This window comes from Natronobiforma cellulositropha (assembly GCF_025629245.1).
Taxonomy (GTDB): Archaea; Halobacteriota; Halobacteria; order Halobacteriales; family Natrialbaceae; genus Natronobiforma; species Natronobiforma cellulositropha.
The window spans coordinates 17995-40428 of record NZ_JANZXN010000008.1; the positions used below are offsets into that span (position 1 = coordinate 17995).

At 68.1% G+C, this 22434-nt stretch carries 26 protein-coding genes and 1 pseudogene; 21 read left to right on the forward strand and 6 right to left on the reverse strand.

From position 1 onward, the window contains the following. Positions 1 to 32: 32 nt before the first annotated feature. Positions 33 to 437 (reverse strand): CBS domain-containing protein, encoded by a 405-nt coding sequence (locus N0B15_RS04045; protein ID WP_263018179.1) that lies wholly within the window; start codon positions 435 to 437, stop codon positions 33 to 35. Between the two features lie 184 nt (positions 438 to 621). Here N0B15_RS04045 and N0B15_RS04050 point away from each other — a divergent pair, with 184 nt between their 5' ends. The 7 genes from N0B15_RS04050 to N0B15_RS04080 all read left to right on the forward strand — a co-directional run bounded on the left by N0B15_RS04050 (position 622) and on the right by N0B15_RS04080 (position 6804). Further along, positions 622 to 867, forward strand: coding sequence for a twin-arginine translocation signal domain-containing protein (locus N0B15_RS04050; protein ID WP_263018180.1), 246 nt, complete (start codon positions 622 to 624; stop codon positions 865 to 867). 116 nt (positions 868 to 983) lie between these two features. Further along, complete coding sequence (locus N0B15_RS04055) at positions 984 to 1511, forward strand: YkgJ family cysteine cluster protein (protein WP_263018181.1); 528 nt, start codon at positions 984 to 986, stop codon at positions 1509 to 1511. Between the two features lie 161 nt (positions 1512 to 1672). Continuing rightward, positions 1673 to 3004, forward strand: a complete 1332-nt coding sequence (locus N0B15_RS04060) for an MATE family efflux transporter (RefSeq protein WP_263018212.1) — start codon at positions 1673 to 1675, stop codon at positions 3002 to 3004. A 49-nt stretch (positions 3005 to 3053) separates the two neighbouring features. Continuing rightward, a complete protein-coding gene (locus tag N0B15_RS04065) occupies positions 3054 to 4535 on the forward strand; it encodes a phytoene desaturase family protein (RefSeq protein WP_263018182.1) in 1482 nt (493 codons plus the stop codon). Positions 4536 to 4764: 229 nt separating this feature from the next. Continuing rightward, on the forward strand, positions 4765 to 5616 hold the full coding sequence (locus N0B15_RS04070; RefSeq protein WP_263018184.1) for a prenyltransferase: 852 nt from the start codon (positions 4765 to 4767) through the stop codon (positions 5614 to 5616). Beyond that, a complete protein-coding gene (gene cruF / locus N0B15_RS04075) occupies positions 5609 to 6472 on the forward strand; it encodes a bisanhydrobacterioruberin hydratase (RefSeq protein WP_263018185.1) in 864 nt (287 codons plus the stop codon). The genes N0B15_RS04070 and cruF overlap by 8 nt, the downstream gene beginning before the upstream one ends. 98 nt (positions 6473 to 6570) lie before the next feature. Continuing rightward, the gene (locus tag N0B15_RS04080; RefSeq protein ID WP_263018186.1) at positions 6571 to 6804 is read left to right on the forward strand and encodes a hypothetical protein; all 234 of its coding nucleotides are present in this window, start codon (positions 6571 to 6573) and stop codon (positions 6802 to 6804) included. Between the two features lie 292 nt (positions 6805 to 7096). On the opposite strand, the gene N0B15_RS04085 is transcribed toward N0B15_RS04080, so the two are convergent. After that, positions 7097 to 8053, reverse strand: coding sequence for a phytoene/squalene synthase family protein (locus tag N0B15_RS04085; protein WP_263018188.1), 957 nt, complete (start codon positions 8051 to 8053; stop codon positions 7097 to 7099). A gap of 149 nt (positions 8054 to 8202) precedes the next feature. On the opposite strand from N0B15_RS04085, the gene N0B15_RS04090 reads away from it, so the two are divergent. Then, positions 8203 to 9003, forward strand: a complete 801-nt coding sequence (locus tag N0B15_RS04090; protein WP_263018190.1) for a hypothetical protein — start codon at positions 8203 to 8205, stop codon at positions 9001 to 9003. Positions 9004 to 9068: 65 nt separating this feature from the next. On the opposite strand, the gene N0B15_RS04095 is transcribed toward N0B15_RS04090, so the two are convergent. Beyond that, positions 9069 to 10295, reverse strand: coding sequence for an ornithine cyclodeaminase, nickel-pincer nucleotide-dependent (locus tag N0B15_RS04095; protein WP_263018191.1), 1227 nt, complete (start codon positions 10293 to 10295; stop codon positions 9069 to 9071). 202 nt (positions 10296 to 10497) lie between these two features. Between N0B15_RS04095 and N0B15_RS04100 the strand changes: the two genes are divergently transcribed. Next, on the forward strand, positions 10498 to 11043 hold the full coding sequence (locus N0B15_RS04100) for an HTH domain-containing protein (protein ID WP_263018192.1): 546 nt from the start codon (positions 10498 to 10500) through the stop codon (positions 11041 to 11043). Here N0B15_RS04100 and N0B15_RS04105 read toward each other — a convergent pair. Then, entirely contained in the window at positions 11040 to 12083 is a 1044-nt protein-coding gene (locus N0B15_RS04105; protein ID WP_263018193.1) for an NAD(P)/FAD-dependent oxidoreductase, read from the reverse strand. The two genes, N0B15_RS04100 and N0B15_RS04105, sit on opposite strands and share 4 nt — an antisense overlap. A 190-nt stretch (positions 12084 to 12273) precedes the next feature. On the opposite strand from N0B15_RS04105, the gene N0B15_RS04110 reads away from it, so the two are divergent. From N0B15_RS04110 to gdhB, 6 genes are all read left to right on the forward strand, one after another. After that, entirely contained in the window at positions 12274 to 12432 is a 159-nt protein-coding gene (locus tag N0B15_RS04110) for a hypothetical protein (RefSeq protein WP_263018194.1), read from the forward strand. Positions 12433 to 12478: 46 nt separating this feature from the next. Continuing rightward, entirely contained in the window at positions 12479 to 12886 is a 408-nt protein-coding gene (gene msrB, locus N0B15_RS04115; protein WP_263018195.1) for a peptide-methionine (R)-S-oxide reductase MsrB, read from the forward strand. 46 nt (positions 12887 to 12932) lie between these two features. After that, positions 12933 to 13139, forward strand: coding sequence for a DUF2196 domain-containing protein (locus tag N0B15_RS04120; protein WP_263018197.1), 207 nt, complete (start codon positions 12933 to 12935; stop codon positions 13137 to 13139). A gap of 92 nt (positions 13140 to 13231) precedes the next feature. Next, the gene (locus N0B15_RS04125) at positions 13232 to 16060 is read left to right on the forward strand and encodes a bacterio-opsin activator domain-containing protein (protein ID WP_263018199.1); all 2829 of its coding nucleotides are present in this window, start codon (positions 13232 to 13234) and stop codon (positions 16058 to 16060) included. Positions 16061 to 16176: 116 nt separating this feature from the next. Then, the gene (locus N0B15_RS04130; protein WP_263018200.1) at positions 16177 to 16317 is read left to right on the forward strand and encodes a rubrerythrin-like domain-containing protein; all 141 of its coding nucleotides are present in this window, start codon (positions 16177 to 16179) and stop codon (positions 16315 to 16317) included. A gap of 7 nt (positions 16318 to 16324) precedes the next feature. Beyond that, complete coding sequence (gdhB, locus tag N0B15_RS04135) at positions 16325 to 17614, forward strand: glutamate dehydrogenase GdhB (RefSeq protein ID WP_263018201.1); 1290 nt, start codon at positions 16325 to 16327, stop codon at positions 17612 to 17614. A 35-nt stretch (positions 17615 to 17649) separates the two neighbouring features. Here gdhB and N0B15_RS04140 read toward each other — a convergent pair whose 3' ends face one another. Continuing rightward, positions 17650 to 18279, reverse strand: coding sequence for a phosphoribosyltransferase (locus N0B15_RS04140; protein WP_263018203.1), 630 nt, complete (start codon positions 18277 to 18279; stop codon positions 17650 to 17652). A 119-nt stretch (positions 18280 to 18398) separates the two neighbouring features. Here N0B15_RS04140 and N0B15_RS04145 point away from each other — a divergent pair, with 119 nt between their 5' ends. Continuing rightward, the gene (locus tag N0B15_RS04145) at positions 18399 to 19214 is read left to right on the forward strand and encodes a DUF6517 family protein (RefSeq protein ID WP_263018204.1); all 816 of its coding nucleotides are present in this window, start codon (positions 18399 to 18401) and stop codon (positions 19212 to 19214) included. An 8-nt stretch (positions 19215 to 19222) separates the two neighbouring features. On the opposite strand, the gene N0B15_RS04150 is transcribed toward N0B15_RS04145, so the two are convergent. Then, positions 19223 to 19585, reverse strand: coding sequence for a hypothetical protein (locus tag N0B15_RS04150; protein WP_263018205.1), 363 nt, complete (start codon positions 19583 to 19585; stop codon positions 19223 to 19225). A 100-nt stretch (positions 19586 to 19685) separates the two neighbouring features. Here N0B15_RS04150 and N0B15_RS04155 point away from each other — a divergent pair, with 100 nt between their 5' ends. The 5 genes and pseudogenes from N0B15_RS04155 to N0B15_RS04175 all read left to right on the forward strand — a co-directional run. Next, on the forward strand, positions 19686 to 20312 hold the full coding sequence (locus N0B15_RS04155) for a class I SAM-dependent methyltransferase (protein ID WP_263018206.1): 627 nt from the start codon (positions 19686 to 19688) through the stop codon (positions 20310 to 20312). A gap of 101 nt (positions 20313 to 20413) precedes the next feature. Beyond that, complete coding sequence (locus N0B15_RS04160) at positions 20414 to 21481, forward strand: pyridoxal-phosphate-dependent aminotransferase family protein (RefSeq protein WP_263018207.1); 1068 nt, start codon at positions 20414 to 20416, stop codon at positions 21479 to 21481. Positions 21482 to 21634: 153 nt separating this feature from the next. After that, complete coding sequence (gene pnuC, locus N0B15_RS04165; RefSeq protein WP_263018208.1) at positions 21635 to 21913, forward strand: nicotinamide riboside transporter PnuC; 279 nt, start codon at positions 21635 to 21637, stop codon at positions 21911 to 21913. Between the two features lie 205 nt (positions 21914 to 22118). Continuing rightward, a complete protein-coding gene (locus N0B15_RS04170) occupies positions 22119 to 22241 on the forward strand; it encodes a hypothetical protein (protein ID WP_004971932.1) in 123 nt (40 codons plus the stop codon). After that, a pseudogene (locus N0B15_RS04175) lies at positions 22242 to 22340 on the forward strand (helix-turn-helix domain-containing protein); the annotation flags it as partial. Between the last annotated feature and the right edge of the window lie 94 nt (positions 22341 to 22434).

The following is a 22434-nucleotide window of genomic DNA, read 5'->3' on the forward strand; positions in this document are numbered from 1 at the left end:
GTGTGACCGGACTCGAGGCGTCGGACGAGGGGTCACTCGGAGGCGTTCGGCGTCTGGACGTGCGAGAGGTAGGCCGCCAGGTCGCTCGTCGTGATCATCCCGACGACGCCTTCGACCTCGTCGGCGACGGGCATGTGGTGGAAGCCGTGTTCGATCATCGCGTCGGCGACGTCGCGGATCGACTCCTGAGCGGTCGTCGTGACGACGTCGGTGGTCATGTAGCGGGCGACGGTTGTCTCCGCTTTCGGGTGGCTCTCGGCGACGATTTCGACGAAGTCCGTCGTCGTCAAGATTCCCGCGAGTTCCCCATCCTCGAGGACGACGAGCGAGCCGATACCGTGCTCGAGCATCTCCTGTGCGGCGTCCTCGACGAGCGTGTCGGGCGTGACCGAGCGGACCGACGTAGACATGAGCCGTGCGACGAAAATATCGTCCATACCGCTCACTCTCGCGGGACGCAAAAAGGTGTATCGGAGCGCGACAGCGCCAGACCCACACCCTGTGAGCGGAGAACGGCTCACGAGCGTGTTCCTCGACACCGATAGAAGTTGAGCCGTTTCGTTCAGAGAGAAATGGAGTTGGGCTGTCAAGTTATAGCGCTGGAGGGTGGAGTAGCCGGCGATGGTAGCAAACAGACAGTCTCGACGGAGAGTACTGAAAGGCGCCGGCGTCACACTCGCTGCGGTGGCCATCGCAGGCTGTGGCGGTCCCGGTGAGGAAGAAGACACCGCCGAAGAGGACGCAGAGGGCGTCGAAGAGGACGTCGAAGAGGACGCGGAAACGGGTGAAGAGGACGTCGAAGACGCCGGCGAAGACGTCGAGGAGGACGCTGAAGAAGGCGAACAGGACGTCGAAGAGGACGTCTGAGACCGCAAGCGGTGAGCGGTGCGACGACGAGCGGTGAGCGGTGCGACGACGGGCGGTGAGCGGTGCGACGACGAGCGGTGGAAAGACACTTGCCGCTCGCCCCCGACGCTCGAGTCGTGTCTACGCGTTCGTCGGCGAGCGGAACGCCACGACGGGTCGAGGTCCACCCCGGCCGGACGGCCGTCGTCGAGTTCGACCCCGAGTTGACGTTCGAGTGCGTCGAGGAGTGTACCTGGTGTTGTCACCACGGCGTGCTGTTGTACGACCAGGACCTGATCGAACTCGCCGCCAGGGCGAACCTCGCCGAGACGACGACCCAGTTTCGCGGCGAACCGTTCGTCCGCCGCGAGGAGAAAGGCCGCGAGGAACACGTCGGCGACGACGGCGAGGCCTGTGCGTTCCTCCGGGCGGATGGGCTGTGCTCGCTCCACCTCGAGCACGACTGGAAGCCGACCCGGTGTTCGGTGTTTCCGCTCGGCGTCTGGCGCGAGGACGACGAGTTACACGTCGGCATCCGCGAGTCGGCCCACGACCACTGTGAGGGACTCGGAGTGAGCGAGCGGCGCGTGGTTGACCACCTCGACGCCTTCCTCCCGGAGCTGCTCTGGGAACTCCCGAATCCCGACAGCGACCGGGTATTGTGAGGAGACGGCGGCCGCCACCTCGGCCCCTGCGTCGGCTCTCCGCAACCTCAACGTACAACTGCTAGAGCGCCAAAGCACCGCCAGTGACCACGTCCCGGACGGCGCTTCGCGCTCGCGTCCTCGCGCTCTGGCGGCGCGTGTTCAGCCTCTCCTGGCCGGTGATGACCGAGCAGGTGCTGCGGACGCTGATGCGGACGACCGACATCGTCGTCGCGGGTCTCTTCTCCCCCGCGGCAGTCACCGCCGTCGGTCTCGCCGACATCTACGGCCGACTGCCGCTGTGGCTCGGTCTCGGCGTCGGCGACGGCGCCATCGCGCTCTCGAGTCAGGACACCGGGAGCGGCCAGACGGCCAACCGGAACGAGGCGATCACGCAGGCGCTGTTGCTCGGCGTGGTGATGGGGATTCCGTTCGCCCTCCTGGGTCTCGTCGGCAGTTACGCGGCCATCGCCGTCCTCGGGGCCGACAACGAGACGGTGCGACTCGGTGGCCAGTACCTCGCGGTCATCCTCCTCACCGCGCCGGCGTTTCACGTGACGCTCATCGCTGCGCGCTCGATTCAGGGCACCGGCGACACGCGGACGCCGATGTACATCAACGCCTGTGCCAACGCGCTCAACATCGTCCTGACGGTGACGCTGGCGTTCGGTCTGGGTCCGTTCCCCGAACTCTCGATCCTCGGCATCGCCGTCGCGACCGCGGTCGGCGACGTGCTCGCGGCGACGGCGTTCGTCCTCGTGATCGTGAGTCCGTGGAGCGAGCTACGGCTGGTCCGCCCGAGCGAGTGGGTGATCACGAAACAGCTCGTCGTCGTCAGCGCCCCGCGGGTCGCAGAGGGCGTCACCGAACTCGTCGCGGAGTTCCCGTTCAACGCCATCTTACTCACCTTCGGGACCGAGGTCAACGCCGCCTACCACATCGGCCGACGCGTCTACCAGCAGGTCGCCGCCCCGCTCGCCCGCGGCTACGGCGTCGCCGCGAACGTCCTCGTCGGGCAGGCGCTCGGCCGCGGCGACCCCGACGAGGCCTACTTCGACGGACTCGCCGCGGCCGCCCTCGCAATGGTCACCATCGGCGCCATCGGGGTCGCCCTCTTCGCCGGTGCCGACGAAATCGTCCGCCTCTTCACCAGCGACCCCACGACGGTGGCCTACGCCGCGGACTTCGCTCGAGCCTACGCCGTCGCGACCGTCCTCATCGCGCTCTACGTCGTCCTCTCGGGGTCGCTTCGTGGCGGCAGCGAGACCCGCCCGCCGTTCGTCGCGAAACTCACCGGCGCGGTGGTCTTCCTCCTCGGCGTCACCTACGTCTTCGGCGTCGGACTGGGTTACGGCGTGGTCGCCGCCTACGTCGCCATCGTCGCCGACTTCGCCTGGCGAAACGTCGTCATCGGTGGCGTCTACCTCCGCAAGAACTGGCTCGAGCGCGGCGCGTCGATGATGCGCGACCGGGGCAGTCTCCCGACGGAAGGGGACGATCCGGAACGGGCGTGATCCGTGTGAGGGTACACGTTTATCACCGCGTCGATACTCACGAACGAGTATGCATTCGCTTGCCGACGCGTCGGTCGTCGTGATCGGCGCCGGCGTCGGCGGTCTCTCGACGGCCTGTTACCTCGCCGACGCCGGGGCCGACGTACGCGTCCTCGAGAAGAACGAACAGCTCGGCGGGCGCGCCTCGAGACTCGAGACCGACGGCTTCCGCTTCGACATGGGACCGTCGTGGTACCTGATGCCCGACGTCTTCGAGCGCTTCTTCGACGCGTTCGACCGTACCCCGGAGGAGTACTACGACCTCGAACAGCTCGACCCACACTACCGCATCTTCTTCAAAGACGGCGACCGGATCGACGTCACGCCGGACCTCGAGCGGACCAAACGCCGCTTCGAGGAGTACGAGGCGGGCGCCGGTGAGAGCTTAGAGCGCTACCTCGAGAAGTCGGCGCTGAACTACGAGGTGGGGATGGAACACTTCGTCTACGAGGACCGGACCCGGCTTCGCGACTACCTCGACCTCGACGTGGCGCGCCAGGCGCGTGGTCTCTCGCTGCTGGGGTCGATGCAGGGCCACGTCGAGAAGTACTTCGACCACCCGAAACTCCAGCAGATCATGCAGTACACGCTGGTGTTTCTCGGCGGCTCACCGCAGAACACGCCCGCGCTGTACAACCTGATGAGCCACGTCGACTTCAACCTCGGTGTCTGGTACCCCGACGGCGGTCTCGGCGCGGTGGTCGACGGCATGGTCGAACTCGGCGAGGAACTCGGCGTGAGCTACGAGACCGGCCGGCCGGTGACGAAGATCAAAGGCCGCGAGGACGCGTTCGTCCTCGAGACGCCCCAGGGCGCGGTTCGGACGGACCTCGTGGTGAGCAACGCCGACTACGCTCACACCGAGGAGGATCTCTTACCGCCCGACGGCCGGGGCTTCGACGCCGACTACTGGGAGTCACGGACCTACGCGCCGTCGGCATACCTGCTCTATCTCGGCGTCGAGGGCGACGTCGAGGAACTCGCCCACCACACGCTCGTCCTGCCGACCGAGTGGGAAGAGCACTTCGCCCAGATCTTCGACGAGCCGGCGTGGCCAGAAGACCCCGCCTACTACTGCTGTGTCCCCTCGAAGACCGACGAGACGGTCGCTCCCGACGGCCACAGCAACCTCTTCGTCCTGGTCCCCATCGCCCCCGGACTCGAGGACGGACCCGAAACGCGGGCGCGTTACCGCGAGGTTGTCCTCGCGGACCTGGCCGAACACACGGGTGTCGACCTGCGCGAGCGGATCGTCTTCGAGGAGACGTTCTCCGTCTCCGACTTCGCGGACCGGTACAACAGCTACAGGGGATCCGCCCTCGGGATGGCCCACACGCTCCGCCAGACCTCGCTGTTTCGCCCACCCCGGCGCTCGAAGGCCGTCAGCGGTCTCTACTTCGTCGGCTCCTACACGACTCCCGGCATCGGCGTCCCCATGTGTCTCATCAGCGGCGACCTGACCGCAGAGGCGGTGCTCGAGGATCACGGATGATCGAGACCACACGCGAGGATCACGGATGATCGAGACCACACGCGAGGATCACGGATGATCGAGACCACACGCGAGGATCACGGATGATCGAGACCACACGCGAGGATCACGGATGATCGAGACCACACGCGAGGATCACGGATGATCGAGACCACACGCGAGGATCACGGATGACTGTGCACACGACACTCGAGCGGCGCGGTCCCGGACCGACGTGCGAGGGCGACGGATGACCGGGACGACGACGCGCGGCCAGCTCCGATACCTGCTGACGCTCTCGCGGCCGCGCTTCTGGCTCTACCTCGCCGGGCCGGTGCTCGTCGGCGTCGCCTACGCCGCGGCGTCGCCCGCCGACCTGTTCACGCCCGCGAGCGTCCTCCTGTTCGCCTACTTCCTGCTCCCGGCGAACGTCTTCCTCTACGGGATCAACGACATCTACGACCGCGAGATCGACGCCGAGAACCCGAAGAAAGCGGGGAGAGAAGCCAGATACGGCGGCCAGTCGGTCGTCCCCATCGCCGTCACGGCGTGTGCGCTCGCGCCGCTCGCGTTCGCCCCGCTCCTCCCCGCGAGCGCCTGGCCCTGGCTCGCGCTGTTTCTCCTCCTCGGGGCGGCCTACAGCGCGCCGCCCGCGCGTCTGAAGACGACGCCGCCCCTCGACTCGGTCTCGAACGGACTCTACGTCACGCCGGGCATCGCCGCCTACGCGGCCGTCGCGGGGACCGCCCCGCCGGTGGCGGCGATCGTCGGCGGCTGGCTCTGGGCGATGGGGATGCACACCTTCTCGGCGATTCCCGACATCGGACCCGACCGTGCGGCGGGCATCCGGACGACCGCGACCGTCCTCGGGGAGACGCGCACCTACGCCTACGTCGGCGCGTGCTGGCTCGCCGCCGCCGCTGCCTTCGCCACGCTCGACCCCCGCCTCGGAGCCGTCCTCCTCGTCTACCCGGCGCTCGTCCTCGCCGTCGCGACCTCGAGCGTCGGCGTCTCCCGGGCCTACTGGTGGTTCCCCGGCGTCAACACGGCCGTCGGTGCAGCGCTCACCGTCGGCGGTCTCTGGAGGGTCGTCCATGGGTGAGAGCGCCTCGCTCGAGGGCGTGACCCGTGCGCGCGTCCAGACGCGACTCGAGGACGTCGTGCGGGAGAACCGCTTCACCATCGCGGTGGTCTTCCCCGTCGTCGGCGCGGTGACGCTCGTCGGGAGCGCCGAGGGGCTGTTGCCGGGACCGCTCGAGTACAACCCGCTGTTGATCCTCTTCGGGACGCTGGTGATGCGCTCGCCGCTGATCGTCGGCCTGCTGCCGAAGATTGGCTGGCGTGCGCTCGGCCTGCTGGGGGTGCTCACCGCCTACACCTACGCCATCGAGGTCGTCGGCGTGCGCACCGACTGGCCCTACGGCGCGTTCGAGTACACCATCCAGCTCGGACCGATGCTCTTCGGCGAGGTGCCGCTGGCGCTGCCGCTGTTTTTCGTCCCGCTCGTGCTCAACGCCTACCTGCTGACGCTGTTGGTCCTCGGCGAGCGCCGGGAGAATCCGCTGGTTCGCCTCGCCGCGGCGGTCGTCGCCGTCGTCGCCATCGACCTCGTGCTCGACCCGGCCGCGGTCGCCGTCGGCTTCTGGGCGTTCGTCCCGCCGGGACCGTACTACGGTGTTCCCGTCTCGAACTACCTCGGCTGGGTGCTCTCGGGCACCGTCGCCGTCGTCTGCGTCGACCTCGCGTTCGACCGCGAGGCGTTACTCGAGCGGGTTCGCTCCTGCGTCTTCGTCCTCGACGACCTGGTGAGTTTCGTCCTCTTGTGGGGGACGGTCAACCTCATCTACGGCAACTGGCTCGCCGCCCTCGTCGCCTGTGGATTCGGTCTCGCGCTGGTGAGGACGGGGCACTACGAACTCACGGCGACGGGGTCGTTCGTGGGGCGACGAGACCGGTGACGTCGCCCACGTACGAGGGCGAGCGACCAGTAGCCGAAACAGTTATTACAGAATAGGAGAGAGTAATTTATGGCCATATCCAATGGCAATGGTGATCGATGAAAGACACTCACGACGCGACCGACGACGTCCCCGTGCTCAACCGGCGCTCGATGCTCCGGAGAACGGCACTGGGAACGGCAGGCATCGCAGGACTCACCGCACTGGTGGGTACCGGAGCGGCCAGCAACTGCACCAAGACTGACCGCTACTGCGACGGCCACGGCCGCGAGTGGATCGAAGTGTGTTGCGACGACGGAACCTGTCACGACGTCCAGATCGGGATGTGTTGACCCCCGTCCGAACTGCGTCGTGACACCCGCCCCACCGCGCTGACCGCTGTATCGCCCGACGAACACGAGCTCCACACCGTTTCCCCCAACGGTGCTTCTGCTGTAGTGATAGTAGCCACTGAAAGTCAGTGCACACCCGCTCGCGATCGTTCCCCCGGAGACCGCCCTCTCGGGCCGGTCTCCGGGCGATGGCTGCGAGCGGTGTGTAACTCGTTTCAATTGGTACGATACCGACGCCGAGCGAGCGCTCGCGGCGTCGCCTCGAGCGTCCCGACGGACGCACGCCGACCGGCTAGCGTGTCGGCACGCCGTCGGGTTCGTGGTGGTCGACGCCGGTGTGACCACCCTCGCCGGCCGAAACGGCCGCGACCCGCTGGAAGACGGCTTCGGGGTCGCGGTTCCAGTGCCAGTGCCAGCGCGTCTTCGCGACACACCAGAGCTTTCGCGGCGTCGAGAGCGACGGTTCCGTGGTGAGAACGTCGTAGCCCTGAGTGCGGATCACCCGGTGGTGTTCGGCGTAGAGCACCGCCGCGAGCAGGACCGGGAGCTGACAGTCCTCCGGGAGGTACCGGATGCCGGCGACGCCCTCCCGGTAGCGACGTTCGGCGCGGTGGAGTTCCTCGGCCATCGCCGTCGCGAGCGACTCGGTCATCTCGAGGCGTTCGATCTGGTCGTTCGAGACGCCGTGGTCGCGGAGGGTCTCCTGAGGGAGGTAGATGCGGCCGCGGTCTTCGACGTCCTCGCGGACGTCGCGTAAGAAGTTCGTCAGCTGGAACGCCTCGCCGAGGGCGATCGCGTGTGGGAGCGCCGTCTCCGGGTCTTCGGGATCCATGATCGCCGTCATCATGACGCCGACGGCCGCGGCCGACCCGCGCATGTACGCCTCGAGGTCGGCGTAAGTCTCGTAGCGGTCCGTGTGGATATCACTCGCCATGGCGTCGACGAACACCTCGACCTCGGTGTCGGGAATGTCGTAGCGACGCCTGAGTTCGTCGAAGGCGACGAGCACCGGGTCTTCGGGGTCGGCCCGTCCGAGCGCCTGTGCTCTGAGCGCGTCCAGTCGGGCCGCCTGCTCGGCCGGGGGGACGCCCACAGCGTCGTCGACGACCTCGTCGGCGATGCGAAAGAACGCGTACAGGACGTGCGTGGCGTGGCGAACCCGACGGGGGAGGAACCGCGTCGCGAGGTAGAACGTCTTTCCAGTCCGCTTCTGTATCTCCTTTCCGGCGTCGATGTGTTCCTGTTGCATTCTGACTCCCACGGTGTAGCTGAGGGCGATACGGTAGGACTCCTTCAACAAATAGGTATAAAAGGACTTACCCTACACTGCAGCAGTTGGTACCGCGAGCGGGGACCGTTGGGACGACCTTTAACACGGATCGACCCGCAGATACGGCCGTGTCGCGACTCAGCGTCGGACTCGTCTTCGCGCTCGTCGTCCTCGCAGGCTGTGCTGGGTTCGGCGACGACCCGGCCGACGAGCGAGCGCCGTACACCGTCGAGAACCCGCTCGAGTCGTCGCTCGACGCCGGCGACGAAGCCGCCTGGCAGGACGAGGCGTGGATCGAAGACGAGTTCGGCGTCGACGACCACGAACGCGCGCTCGAGGGGCGGTCACACACCATCTTCGCCCGGACGACCGCGACGTTCGCGAACGGGAGCCTCTTCGCGGTGAGCATCGAGCGCCACGAGATCAGTGCCGACCGAACGGCGGCCGTCTCCTACGAGCAACACCGCGGGTCGTGGGACGAAGACGGGCTGACGGGCGAGGAGAACCGGACGACGGTGCGCCGGTGGTACGACGGCACGGACGCCGTCGAACGGATCGAGGACGCGAACGGGACGCTCGAGACGGCCCGCAGCGAGTGGACCCCGGCATCGGTCGACGGCCACGAGTTCATCGCAGCGGCGACGGCGGCGACCGACGCCGACCTCGAGTGGCGCGAAGACGGCGGCGAACGGTACGCGTTTCTCGTCACCTACGATCCGCCGGCCGACTCGGCGTTTCGCGCCGACGACCCGTTCGGGCTGCAGGTGCTCGTCCGCGAGGATGGACTGGTTCGCACCTGGACGGCCGAAGGAACCCAGCGAGCGGGCGAGGAACCGATCACGGTCGTCCGCGAGTTCCGCATCCTCGACGTCGACGAGACGGAACCGGAGCGGCCGCGTTGGGCCGACGACGCCCCGAGTAGTGACTGAGCCGCCGTCTCGAGGAATCGGCAAGTTCGCCTGGCCGCTCGAGTCGGCAGGCGCCCGGACGTGCGTCACTCGAGCAGTTCGTCGGCGAGCATGGGGAGGAAGGTGCCGATGTCGGTGACCATGCCGATGGCCTGTGCGCTGCCGCGGTCGAGCAACTGGGTGACGGTTGCGGGGTTGATGTCGACGCAGACGGTCTTGGTCGTCGAGGGCAGACAGTTGCCGACGGCGACCGAGTGGAGCAGCGTCGAGAGCATGAGGACGATGTCGGCGTCGTGGGCCTGGTCGCGGATCGCCGCCTGCGCCTCGATGGCGTCGGTGACCGTGTCCGGCAGCGGGCCGTCGTCGCGGATCGATCCGGCGAGGACGTAGGGGACGTCGTTCTGGACGCACTCGTACATCACGCCGCTCTCGATCGTTCCCGCCTCGACGGCGGCCTCGATGCCGCCCGCACGGCCGATCTCGCTGATCGTGTAGATGTGGTGTTTGTGCCCCTTTCGCGGGTGCTCGAGCGTTTCCGTGTCGACGCCGAGTGAGGTGCCGTAGAGGTCGCGCTCTAGGTCGTGGACGGCGAAGCCGTTCCCGGCGCTGAGCGCGTCGATGTAGCCCGCACGGACGAGGTCGGCGAGCGCATCACGCCCGCCGGAGTGGACGATGGCCGGCCCGCAGACGACGAGGACGGTGCCGTCGTTCTCGCGGACGTCGCGCATCTCGTCGGCGATTTCGGCGATCAGCGACGCCGAGGGGCGTTCGCTGCTGACGCCACCTTGCATGAAGCCGAAGGAACTCCCGCCGTTTCGGGGTCGCTCCGGCGGTTCGACGCGGATGCCCGTCTCGCCGGTGACGACGAGATCACCCTCCTCGATGGCGTTGAGCACCTTCGTCCGAACCCGTGGCTCGCCGTCGCGGTCCTCGACGACGAGCGCGCAGTCCATCTCCGGCTCCTCGACGGCGAGCCACTCGCCCTCGACGCGGATGTAGGTCGGGTGGTTCGTCGTCGAGTAGAAGTCGATGGGGACGACCTGGTCGTCCGGTGCGGTCTCGAGCGTGGCGTCTCTGGCACCCGTCACCGTCGCGCCGTTCTGGTTCAGTTCGTGGAGGATGGCGCGCAGTTCCGCCTCGGTGTCGGCGGAGACGAGCATCCGACAGTAGGTCTCCGCGTGTTTGTGCCGTCCGACGTCGAACTCCTCGACCTCGAACTCGCCACCCATGTCCATGACCGCGTTGAAACACCGTGCCATCAGCCCCGAATCGATGATGTGGCCCTCGAGTTCGACGGCCCGTGCGACTGTCATGCGTTGGCGTAAGTGGTCCTCCGTCGTCAATCTGTGTATCTTCGCTCGCACCGCTGGCGGCGAACGGCCGGAACCGGGTGCCGACGGGACCCACCGAGCACCGGTGACCAGCCTCGAGCAGTGGTCACCGATCCAGCACATACGTCAGTTCCACGGCAAGATTTTTATGGACGTTCGTGGAGCGTCTCCTCGGAGATCAGCCGTGGATAGAGACCACCTCATCGGATCCGACTCGGATGCTGTCGCGCGTGAAACCGTCGAGCGAACGCTCGAGCTGTGGGTTCGCTCTACCCCGACCGCGGGCGGAGCCGTCCGCGAGCGAGCACTCGAGCACGCGACGCACCTCGTATCCCGTGGTCTCGTCGAGGACGTGCAGGTCCGCGAGTGGCCGAGCGTGATCGACCGCAACCGCCGGCCCGAGCGCGAGTCGGTCGCCACACTCGAGGCGTTCGAACGGTGGGCCGAGGCGGCCGACCGGACGCTCGAGCCGTGTTTCCGAACGCGTGAAGCCGTCTCGACGATCACGGGTGAGTCGACCGTCGTCTGTCGGCCGCCGACGGTCGCGCTCGCGGAGTACCACGACGGCGACCTGGCGTTCGTCGCCCCGTCGCGAGCGGACGAGGCGGTGGTCGACGCGTGTACCCGACTCGAGGCGCTCGCCCGCAGGAGCGACGCTGGAGCGGAGCCAGACGAGCGAACGGGCGAGACGAACACGCCCGAACTCGAGCGCTCGCAGGCCAACCCCTAGGGGCGCTCGAACCGTTCTCGAAGCCGATCACCGACCGCGAGTCCACACTCGAGCGCCGCGGAGAGCCGACGCTCGCCGTGGACGCAGTCGCTCGCGAGGAAGAGACCCGCGTCAGCGAGCGCCCGGGGCACGCGACACGCTTCTTCCGGCAGGGCGTGGTCCCACTGGACGCGTTCGGCCCAGTTGGGCGTCTCGAGGCGCTGTTCTCCGAGGAGCGTCGCGACGAGACCGGCCACGTCGGCTGCGGTCTCGTCCGCGGGCGTCTCGGCGTTCGCGAGCGACCACTCGGGCGCCAGCTGGGCGATCAGCAGCGTCTCCTCCGGCGGGACGTGGCCGCGTTTCTCGCCCTCGCGTGCCAGCCAGCCAACGGCGTGCTCGCGGTCGGTGTCGACCAGCGCGTAGTAGGGGCGCTCGAGCGCGAACGGGTAGTGGAGCGCGACCGAGTGGACGGTGCGGTAAGCGACCGTGGCGGCGTCTGCAGCGAACGTACCGAGGGCCGTCTCGAGCGGTCTCTCGACGACGCTCGAGGCGAGGATGGGTGCGAGCGCGGGTCCCGGCGGGGTGAGGACGACCGCGTCGGCCCGAACCGGGCCGCCGTCGGTTACCACCCGCCAGCGGCCGTCTTCACGCTGCTCGAGGCGCTCGACTGACGTCTCGAGTCGCACCGTCGCCCCCGTGCGCTCGAGCAGCGCTCGCGGCAGGGTCGCGATGCCGTCTTCGAAACTCCAGGCGTGGCGCTCACGGTCGTCACCCGGCGAGACGACGCCGTCAGCGTCGTGCGTCCAGACCGGTGACTCGATCTCGAGCAGTCCCTCGTCGGTGAGCGAGCGGACGAGTTCCGAGACGCGCGGAGAGCCGTCGGTGACGTAGTTCGCGCCCACGTCGAAGGTACAGCGCCCACGCCGACGGGTGGCCGCCCGGCCGCCGACGGCGGGCGCGCGCTCGAGGACGGTAACCGAACACGGCGCGTCGGCGAGCGCCGTCGCGACGCCCGCAGCGGCGACGCCAGCACCGACGACGGCGACAGTGGGGGCGCTCACGGCGAGTCACCGGTGGCGGAACCGACGTGGCTGTCGCGAAGCCGCGAGTGAGAGCGCTCGAGAGAGGAGGTCATCGCTCGAGTGGACGCGCGCCAGGCGAATACCGCTTCGGATCACGGGGACTCACGGGTGAGTGACAGTCACTGTGGGCGAAAAAATGCCTATGGCAGTCCGTGACATATCCCGAACTATGGCGAGCACACCCACACTCGCGGTCTCCCGATGCCTGAACTGCGGCTTCGAAGCACCGAGCGGTGACGACGCGTGGCTCGAGGTCCACGTCCCCGGACTCGGACGGATGACACAGTGTCCCGACTGCAACAGCACCAACATCATCACCGGCCGGTGAACACGCCGGAGACAGACACTTAGGTGCCAGACGCCTCCACTCGAGTATGAGCCAGGACTCGAGTGAGCTTCCGAGTAACGAGGCGGAGTGGCGCGAGCGTCTCTCGGCGGAGGAGTATCGGATTCTTCGTGAGGCGGGAACGGAAGCCCCGTTCAGCGGCGAGTACGTCGATCACGACGGCGAGGGCACCTACGCCTGTGCGGGCTGTGGGGCGACGCTGTTCGAATCGGAGACGAAGTACCACTCGGGGTGTGGCTGGCCGAGTTTCTACGACGTGGACGACGACCGGATCGAGACGCGTTCCGACACCAGCCACGGGATGCGCCGTACCGAGGTCCTGTGTGCGACCTGCGGCGGCCACCTCGGACACGTCTTCGAGGACGGCCCGGAGCCGACGGGCCAGCGCTACTGCATCAACTCGGTCGCCCTCGAGTTCGAGGACGGCGAGCGCTGAGCCTGCAGGCACCACGTTTTTCGAGCGCATCGACCCAGGTTCGGCCATGGCAGGAGAGCGACCCAGCGCCGACGACCTGACCCAGGGCGTCACCGTCCGTATCGTCCAGGAAGAACAGTCCGTCGCCTCGAGCGACGACCAGGCGGTTCTCGGCGAGGTCAGGGAGATCATCGGCGACGAACCCGAGGGGGCGAAGGTCGACCTCAAAAGCGGCGTCGTCGGCCACGTCCAGTCGATCGTCACCGGCGAGTGAGCCCCCAGCCGTCGGCCGTCGCCGGGCAACGGCTGTCGTCGGCGGGACGTGAACCGGTGGATTCTAGCGGTGAGCGCACCTACCGTGGAGCGATGGCAGTCGAACCGACCCGGCAGGCGACGGTGTCGCTGATCGCGGGCGACGGGGTGATCCGGGACGCACTCGAGGATGCCGGCTACGACGTTCGACGGGGCAACCCAGACGCGACGGCCGACACCGGGGAATCCGCCGACTGCGTCGTCGTCGCCGGCGGTCCGACGGAGACAGCAGCGTTCCTCCGCACACGGGACGAGGCGAGCGAGGTGCCGATCGTCTACTGTCCCGACGCGGTCGACAGCGAGGCGCTGAGCGAGGCGCTCGCCGTCGGTGTCGCGGCGTACGTCGCCCCGTCGGCTCGAGACGCGGCGCGCGTCCGGGAGGCGGTCGACGGGGCGATCGGCGAGACCCGACGGCGCGAGCGCGACCGAGAGCGCGCCCGCGCGTTCGAGGCGATCTTCGACGACGAACACACCCACACGGCGCTGCTCGCAGCCGACGGCACGGTGGTACGGGCCAACGAGCGCCTCCGGCGGGCCCTCACGGGTGCGGAGACCGAGCGGGTCGCGGGGCGGGCGTTCACCGACGTCGCGTGGTGGGCCGACGACGACGTTCGGACGTGCGTTCGCGAGGCGGTCGAGCGAGCGCGCGAGGGGGACGTCGCCCAGTGTGACCTCGGGGTCACGGTCGACGGCGAGCGGCGGACGCTCGAGGCGACCGTCCGGCCGGTTCGAGACGGTGACACCGTCGTCTCACTCGTCGCGGAGGCGACGGACGTGACCGAGCGCGTCCGCCTCGAGTCGGAACTGCGCCGTTCGGAGGAACTCCACCGGGTGACGCTCAACAACATGACGGACACGGTGTTGATCACCGACGACGACGGGGCGTTCACCTACGTCTGTCCGAACGTCCACTTCATCTTCGGCTACACCGACGAGGAGATCCACGAGATGGGGACGATCGACGAACTGCTCGGGAGTGACCTCTTCGAGCGGGCCGCGCTCGAGGAGGCGGGCGTGTTGACGAACGTCGAGTGTACGGCGACCGACCGGACGGGGCGAGAACACACCCTGCTGGTCAACGTCAGGGAGGTCTCGATCCAGGAGGGGACGGTGCTCTACAGCTGTCGCGACGTGACGAAGCGCAAACAGCGCGAGGAGGCGCTGGCGTCGCTCCAGCGGACGGCGCGGCGGCTGCTCTACGCCGAGACGGACCGCGAGATCGGCGGGATCGTCGTCGAGGACGCCCCCGCGATTCTCGACGTGGAAGCGAGCGCGGCGTTCGTCTTCGACACCGACGAGAACGTGTTGACGCCGGTGGCCACCTCGAGTGCGATGGAGCGCTTACACGGGCCGTACCGGCCGGTCCGAGCGAGCGACGACAGCCTCGTGGGGCGGTGCTACGTCGAGGGAGCGGCGCGCTTTTTCGACGACGTCCGCGAGACCGAGGTGACGTCGAACACGACGCGACTGCGAAGCGGTGCGTTCGTCCCACTGGGCGATCACGGCCTGTTCGTCGCCGGGTCGGGAACCGTGGGTCGCTTCGACGAGGTCACCCGCGAACTGACCGACCTGCTCGCGGCGACGGCCGAGGCGGCGCTCGACCGCGTCGAGCGCGAGACGAGGCTGCGCGAGCGCGACCGGGCGCTCGAGCGACAGAACGAGCGGCTCACCCAGCTCGACCGGCTCAACGAGATCATCCGCGAGATCGATCAGGTGCTGGTGCGCGCGGAGACGCGCGAAGAGATCGAACGCGCGGTCTGTACGCGGCTGACGGCGACCGACCGCTTTCGCTTCGCCTGGATCGGTGAGCCGAACGCGGCGGGCGAGGCGCTCACCGCGCGGGCGTGGGCGGGCGACGACCGGGGCTACCTCGACAGCGTCGCGTTCACACTCGTTGACGCGGGTGAGGAGGGGGGAGAACCCGCGGGGCGGGCGGCGGCGAACGACACGGTCGCGGTCGTCTCGAACGTCGTCGACCGACTGCGAGAGAGCGAGTGGCGCAAGGAGGCGCTCTCGCGTGATTACCAGTCGGTCATCAGCGTCCCGCTAGCCTACGACGAGTTCGCCTACGGGGTGTTGAGCGTCTACGCCGACCGACCCGCGGCGTTCGACGACGTCTCGGGCGAGGTCTTCGCCGAACTGGGCGAGACGATCGCCTCGGCCATGGGGGCCGTCGAACGCAAGAGTGCGCTGCTCGCGACCTCGAGTACGCGCCTCGAACTCGAGGTGGGCGACCCGACGTTCGTCTTCCGACGGCTGGCGACGGACGCGGGGTGTACGGTGTCGTTCGGCGGTGGCGTCCAGCGGACGGCGGACGGAACGTCGGTGTTCGCTACGGTGAGCGACGCGTCGGCCGAGGCGGTGGCCACCGTCGCGGCCGACCTCGCCGCGGTCGAACGCGTCCAGGTGCTCACCGACGACGGCGAGCGCGGTGGAACGCTCCGTCTCGAACTCGCCCGGCCGTTTCTGGCCTCACGCCTCGCAGACCACGGCATCGTCCTCCGGCGGGTCGAAGCGACGCCAGCGGGTGCGACGGTCGTCATCGACGTGCCGAGTACGGTCGACCCGCGTCGGAGCGTCGGTCTCGTCGAGAACGCCGTCGACGACGTCCACCTCGTCTCGAAGACGACCGTCGACGACGCGCGAGGCGACCTCGAGTCGACGCTCCTCTCGGCGGTGACCGACCGCCAGCTCGAGGTGATTCAGGTGGCCTACTACGGCGGGTTCTTCGAGTCACCGCGCGAGCGGACGGGCGAAGAGATCGCAGCGACGCTCGGCATCTCCCCGGCGGCGTTCTACCGCCACCTCCGAACGGTCCAGCGAAAGGTCTACGCGTCCCTCTTCGGCGACGGCGCGACGGCCACACGGACGGGGGTTGAATAGAGAACGGGGCGAGAAGAACGGGGCTAGACTGTGAACAAGTAGAATCATCCTTATATTCCTATTATACAGGCCAGCGGAGCGCCCGCGCGACGACCCGACCGTCGCAGAGACAACCCATGATAGACGTCGAATACGACCCCAACGAGGAACAGCGCTACGAGTGTTTCGACTGCGGAACGATCGTCCGGACGGCCCGGCCGACCGTCTGCCCCGACTGCGGGAGCGAGATGCGAAACCAGAACATTCCACTCGAGTGAATCGCCGATGGCATCAGAACCGACGCACGACCGACCCCCACACGCCGACGGTATCGACGACGCCTCGGCGCTCGAGACCGCCCGCGCACAGCTCTTACGGGCGAGTTCGTACGTAGACATCGACGAGAACGTCCTCGAGCGCCTCGCTCACCCGACGGCGGTCCACGAGGTGACGGTTCCGATCGAACGCGACGACGGAACGGTCGCCGTCTACACCGGCTACCGCGCCCAGCACGACGACGTGCGTGGTCCCTACAAGGGCGGACTCCGGTACCACCCGGGCGTGACGCGAGACGAGTGCGTCGGCCTGGCGATGTGGATGACCTCGAAGTGTGCCGTCATGGACATTCCCTTCGGCGGGGCCAAAGGCGGCATCGTCGTCGACCCGAAGTCGCTCAGCCCCGACGAGCACGAGCGACTCACCCGCCGCTTCGCCCAGGAACTGCGCGACGTCATCGGCCCGACACGGGACATTCCCGCGCCTGACATGGGGACCGACGCACAGACGATGGCCTGGTTCATGGACGCCTACAGCATGCAGGCCGGCGAGACCACCTCCGGCATCGTCACCGGCAAACCCCCCGCGATCGGCGGCAGTCCCGGCCGCGAGGGCGCACCCGGCAAGAGCGCCGCCATCGTCGCCCGCGAGACCTGCCGGGACGAAGGCATCCCGCTCGAGGGGGCGACCGTCGCCGTCCAGGGCTTCGGCAGCGTCGGCGCGAACGCCGCCCGGACGCTCGACGAGTGGGGTGCGCACGTCGTCGCCGTCAGCGACGTCACCGGTGCCGTCTACGACCCTGACGGTCTCGACGTGGCCACGATCCCCTCTCACGAGGAAGAGCCAGAGGCCGCCACGCGCAACGCCGAGGTCGTCATCTCGAACGACGAACTGCTCGCGCTCGACGTGGACGTGTTGATCCCGGCGGCGATCGGCAACGCCATCACCGAGGCGAACGCCGACGAGGTCGCCGCGAGTATCGTCGTCGAGGGCGCGAACGGCCCGACGACGACCGCGGCCGACGCGATTCTCACCGAGCGCGGGATTCCGGTCGTCCCCGACGTCCTCGCCAACGCCGGTGGCGTGACGGTCAGTTACTTCGAGTGGCTCGGCGACGTCAACCGGCGACGCTGGTCGCTCGCCGACGTCGAGCGCGAACTCGAGACGGCGATGGTCGACGCCTGGGAGACTGTCCGCGGGGTGCGAGACGAACGCGGCGTGACCTGGCGCGAGGCCGCCTCCATCGTCGCCCTCGAGCGGGTCGCCGAAGCGCACACGGCGCGCGGTCTCTGGCCCTGAGACGGGCCACCGTCCCATTTTTCGGGCCGTCCGACTCACCTGTCGAGGTAGCGGACCGCCTCGGCGTCGCTCACCTGTCCGAAGTCGTGGTAGTACTGGCCGACGGCGCGAAAGTCCGGCGGCGTCAGCAGGGAGACGACCTCGTCGGTCTCGCGCTCGAGACGCGCGAGCGACTCCGGCGACCCGACGGGGACGGCGAGGACGACCCGTGCGGCGTCGGCCTCGCGAAGCTGTCGCAGACAGGCGATGGCGGTCGCCCCGGTCGCGACCCCGTCGTCGACCACGACGACGCGTTCCCCTTCGAGCGCGGGTAGCTCGGGACGGGTCTCCGGCCGGTAGCGACGCGCCTTCTCGTCGGCCGCCGCTGCCTCTCGCGCCCGTTCGCGCTCGAGGTACTCCTCGGAGACGCCCAGGTGCTCGAGCAACGGCTCGTTGAGCCAGACAGTGCCGTCGCTCGCTACCGCTCCCAGAGCGAGTTCGGGGTTGGTCGGCGCACCGATCTTCCGGGCGACGACGACGTCGAGGGGTGCCTCGAGCGCGTCGGCGACGGGGCGGGCAACCGGGAGCGCGCCCCGAGGAATCGCGAGGACGAGGTCCGCCTCGACGCCGCGGCGCTCGAGGTCGGCGGCGAGGCGCTCACCGGCGTCGGTTCGGTCGTCGAACACGGGAATCCACCGCGAGCGAGTACGCCAGCGACGCACTTGTCGCTTCGGCCGTCGAGAGCCAGTGGCTCGACGGTCGCTCCCAGAAGACACTTGACGGCGCTCGAGAGACCCACGCGAACATGAAACGTCGACACGTCATCGCCGGGCTGGCAGGTACGGCCGTCCTCGGAGCGGGCGGGGCGTTCGTCCTCTACGGCGACCAGCTGACCGAACACGCGGCATCGCCCGTCAGCGTCGCCGCGAGCGCCAGAGCGGACACCGGCTACGAAGAGACCGACTTCGAGGCGATCGTCGTCAGCGAGTCGGTCGCTGGCGTCGGCGAGGTCACCGTGACCAACTACCTGACCGAACACGAGAAACGCGTCGACATGGGTCCACTCGGCGACCAGCGCGGCGCAGTCTTCATCGCGCTCTCGACCCCACAGGTACGCCTGCTCGGCCGGGAGTTCAACCCCGTCGAAGACATGTCGAGCGACGACCTCGTCGCGCTCGTCCAGGACAACTACGACGGCATCTCGAACGTCCGCCGCGACGAGGACGCGAGCGTGACGATTCTCGAGCAGTCGACCGGCCGCACCCGCTACGTCGCCGACGCCGAGTTCGACGGCTCGAGCGTCGAGGTCGACCTCCACGTCAGCGAGGCGGTCGCGACCGACGAGGACCTCGTCGTCACCATCGGCGTCTACCCGCGTGAGTTGCGCTCGCTCGAGGAGGAGAACGTCCTCGAACTGATGCGCGAGGTCGTCGACGAGCGGCCGGACGCCGCCGAGGAGGAGTCGACAGAAAGCGAGAGCGACGGTGACGACGGTGGCGACGACGAACGCGACGGCGCGGACGATAGCGAGAGCGATGGCTCGGGCGGGAGCGACGACGGTGACGCGGATGAAAGTGACGACGAGAGCGACGACGGCGACGGCGGACTGCTCGCGGTCTGATCACCGCCTCACCGGCTAGAGACGGTGACGACGGCGGAGGCGAGTGCGAGGCCGAAGATGAAACTCTGGAGGGCCGGGGTGAACGTGATCCGCCACAGCAGTTCGAACCCGATCGCCAGCACGAGCGCACAGGCGAGCAGCGACAGGAGGAGGACCGGGACGTCCTGTGAGTGCCAGAAGCCGCGGGCGACGCCCTCGAACGGCTGAGTCCGAAAGATCGGGAAGTAGACCGCCCCCGTGAGCATCCCAGCGGCGGCGGCGGAGAGTGAGATCGCCGAGAACGAGAGTGAGAAGCCGACGATACCGAGCGTCACGAGCGAGGTTGTCACCCCCCAGTCGTGGGTCGATTCGTCACTCGAGTCCCGGTCCATTACTAACCTCGGGGACACCACGGTGGGCTAAACCTGTTTCGTATCTATCTGGTTGCTCGCGCGGCGAACCGTTACCCGTCTCCGTGTCGTGGCTCGACCTGTGAGCGAACACGACATCTCCCACCCGGTGTTCGCAGCCGTCTACGACCACCTCCCCGACGAACCCGTCATGGGTCCCCAGCGCGAGTACCTCACTGCCGGACTCTGTGGGCGCGTCCTCGACCTCGGCGCGGGCACCGGTGAGACGTTTCCGTACCTGAAAGCGGCTGACGGGCCACTCGAGGTCCACGCGGTCGAACCCGACCCGCACATGCGCCGCCGGGCGGAGCGGCGAGCGCGGGCCGTTGGGGTCGCAGTCGACCTCCGAGACGCGCGGGCGGAGTCGCTACCGTACCCCGACGACTCGTTCGACGCCGTCCTCGCGAGCGTCGTCTTCTGTACCATCGAGGACCCCGAGCGCGCACTCCGTGAGGTCGCCCGCGTGCTGGTCCCCGGCGGCGAGTTCCGCTTCGTCGAGCACGTCCGCGGCGACGGCTGGCGCGCGAGCGTTCAGGACGGCCTGACGCCGCTGTGGAAGCGCGCCGCGGGCGGCTGTCACCTCGACCGCGACACCGTCGCGCTGTTCACCGGCGACGAGGCGTTTTCCGTCCTCGAACTCGAGCGCGTCGACGCCGGGGTGTTCCCCGCCGCGCCGTTCGTCCGCGGGCGACTCGAGCGCCGGCGGTAGCGAGAGCGGCGTCAGTCACGAGGCGAGCATCGGTCGCCAGGGCGAACCGACGCGCGCGACCGGCCGCGTGGATTTATGCGCCGTCGACCCCGGGTTCGACTATGGACGACGACCTCCTGCGGCTGACCCCCGGCCCGACCGAGGTGCCAGCGGCGGTCCGCGAGCGGATGAGCCGTGCAGCCTGGAACCCCGACGTCGAACCCGCGTTCTACGCCTTCTACCGCGACCTCGTCGGGAAACTCGAGGCGGTCTACGGCCCGAACGACGTCGTGATCCTCAGCGGCGAGGGGATTCTCGGACTCGAGGCGGCGGTCGCCTCGCTGGTCGAGGCGGGCGACCGGGTGCTCTGTATCGCCAACGGCCGCTACGGCGAGGGCTTCGCCGACTTCGTCGGCCTGTACGGTGGGGAGGCGGTCGTCTGTCGCTCGCCCTCGACGGGTGGCTACGACCTCGAGCGGATCGAAGCCGAACTCGAGGCGGGATCCTTCGACGTGGCGACGATGGTCCACTGTGAGACGCCGACGGGCGTGCTCAACGACCTCGAGCCGGTGCTCGAGTTGCTCGAGGCTCACGAGGTGGTGAGCGTCGTCGACGCGGTCTCCTCACTCGGCGGGACGCCCGTCCCGGCGGCGCGAATCGACGTCTGTATCGGCGCGACCCAGAAGTGTTTCAGCGCGCCGCCGGGGCTGACGGTGCTCTCGGTGAGCGAGCGCGCCTGGGAGCGCATCGAGTCGTTCGAGACCCGCTCGTACTACGCGGACCTCGCCCCCTGGCGGGAGGCGCTCGAGAACGAGTGGTTCCCCTACAGCCACGCCGTCTCGAACCTGCTGGCGCTCGACGCAGCGGTCGACCTGCTGCTCGAGGAGGGTCTCGAGTCGGTGTTCGCCCGCCACGAGGCGTGTGCCGAGCGCTGTCGCGAGCGGGCGAGGGCGGTGGGACTCGAGACCTACCCCGAGCACGATGGTCTCGCCTCGCCGACGGTGACCGCGCTCTCACTCGAGGGGGCGAGTGCCGTCAGCCAGCGGGTGCGCGAGGAGCACGGAATCGTCCTCGCGACCGGTCTCGGCGAGCACGAAGACGACATCCTCAGGATCGGCCACATGGGACACAACGCCCGCCTCGAGCACGTCGTGCGGGCGATGGACGCGCTCGAGGCGGTGCTCGCGTAGCGAGGCGGTGCTCGAGCACGCACCGCCGGCCGGTATCGGTGGCGTCCGCCGCGGCGTGAGTGGCGAGAGTCCCTCACCCCCGGGAGAGCGGCCGGCGGCGTGACCGGGGTGTTTATCGCTTTCTGGTTCCACGACGACGTAGATGATTTTATGATGGGAACCTCGCACGGATTCGATCCGCGTTCACAGCTTCGGGCAGCGTTCGCCGGGTGGACGGTGTTCGAACGGCTCTGGCTGTTGCTCTTCTGTTCGACCGCCGTCTACGTCTCTCTGGCGATGGGCGGCACCACCCTCGAGCTGGTGGCGTCGATCACGGGGATGATCACGGTAGTGCTCGTCGCCAAGGGGCGCATCAGCAACTACTACTTCGGACTCGTGAACACCGTCCTCTACGCCTATCTCGCCTACGCGAGCGGATTTTACCTGAATTAAGGCGCTAAGGCCCCTTCCTCAACGAACGAGCGAAGCGAGTGAGTAGGGAGGGGATACAGCGTCCCCAGAAATCTTCGATTTCTGGTGTGCGAACGAGACGCTTCGCGTCTCGTCAACGCCGCACAGTTCTCAAACACGTCCAACGCTCGGCCCACAGGCCCACGCAATCGCAACCCTTGTTTGTGTAGTTTGTGTATTGTGTGGTGTGGCAACGCGCAAGAACATCTCTATCCGCGACGACCAAGCCGAGTGGGTCGAGGACAACCACCTCAACCTCTCGTCGTTCGTCCAAGAGAAACTTGACGAACTCATCGAAGAACGCTCGTAGATGAACTACAACTACAGGTATCGACTCCGACCGTCCGACGCGCTCGAAGAGCGATTAGCGTGGACTGTTGATACCTGTAGACAAGTCTACCATCCGTTCTAGCTTAGTGGCTGGCTGAGATGGCGATCACGCCGAAATTGCGTCGAGTCTGACCGCAATCATGCTGAGATGACTGCTGTTCCAGCAAACCAGT

Bases quoted from the DNA above. Each gene is read 5' to 3' on its own strand.
- N0B15_RS04120 (WP_263018197.1), top strand. From the start codon at position 12,933: ATGGCAGGAGAGCGACCCAGCGCCGACGACCTGACCCAGGGCGTCACC.
- N0B15_RS04130 (WP_263018200.1), top strand. From the start codon at position 16,177: ATGATAGACGTCGAATACGACCCCAACGAGGAACAGCGCTACGAGTGT.
- N0B15_RS04160 (WP_263018207.1), top strand. From the start codon at position 20,414: ATGGACGACGACCTCCTGCGGCTGACCCCCGGCCCGACCGAGGTGCCA.
- cruF (WP_263018185.1), top strand. From the start codon at position 5,609: ATGGGTGAGAGCGCCTCGCTCGAGGGCGTGACCCGTGCGCGCGTCCAG.
- pnuC (WP_263018208.1), top strand. From the start codon at position 21,635: ATGGGAACCTCGCACGGATTCGATCCGCGTTCACAGCTTCGGGCAGCG.
- N0B15_RS04070 (WP_263018184.1), top strand. From the start codon at position 4,765: ATGACCGGGACGACGACGCGCGGCCAGCTCCGATACCTGCTGACGCTC.
- msrB (WP_263018195.1), top strand. From the start codon at position 12,479: ATGAGCCAGGACTCGAGTGAGCTTCCGAGTAACGAGGCGGAGTGGCGC.
- N0B15_RS04145 (WP_263018204.1), top strand. From the start codon at position 18,399: ATGAAACGTCGACACGTCATCGCCGGGCTGGCAGGTACGGCCGTCCTC.
- N0B15_RS04060 (WP_263018212.1), top strand. From the start codon at position 1,673: ATGACCGAGCAGGTGCTGCGGACGCTGATGCGGACGACCGACATCGTC.
- N0B15_RS04045 (WP_263018179.1), bottom strand. From the start codon at position 437: ATGGACGATATTTTCGTCGCACGGCTCATGTCTACGTCGGTCCGCTCG.
- N0B15_RS04080 (WP_263018186.1), top strand. From the start codon at position 6,571: ATGAAAGACACTCACGACGCGACCGACGACGTCCCCGTGCTCAACCGG.
- N0B15_RS04150 (WP_263018205.1), bottom strand. From the start codon at position 19,585: ATGGACCGGGACTCGAGTGACGAATCGACCCACGACTGGGGGGTGACA.
- N0B15_RS04085 (WP_263018188.1), bottom strand. From the start codon at position 8,053: ATGCAACAGGAACACATCGACGCCGGAAAGGAGATACAGAAGCGGACT.
- N0B15_RS04125 (WP_263018199.1), top strand. From the start codon at position 13,232: ATGGCAGTCGAACCGACCCGGCAGGCGACGGTGTCGCTGATCGCGGGC.
- N0B15_RS04065 (WP_263018182.1), top strand. From the start codon at position 3,054: ATGCATTCGCTTGCCGACGCGTCGGTCGTCGTGATCGGCGCCGGCGTC.
- N0B15_RS04050 (WP_263018180.1), top strand. From the start codon at position 622: ATGGTAGCAAACAGACAGTCTCGACGGAGAGTACTGAAAGGCGCCGGC.
- gdhB (WP_263018201.1), top strand. From the start codon at position 16,325: ATGGCATCAGAACCGACGCACGACCGACCCCCACACGCCGACGGTATC.
- N0B15_RS04110 (WP_263018194.1), top strand. From the start codon at position 12,274: ATGGCGAGCACACCCACACTCGCGGTCTCCCGATGCCTGAACTGCGGC.
- N0B15_RS04095 (WP_263018191.1), bottom strand. From the start codon at position 10,295: ATGACAGTCGCACGGGCCGTCGAACTCGAGGGCCACATCATCGATTCG.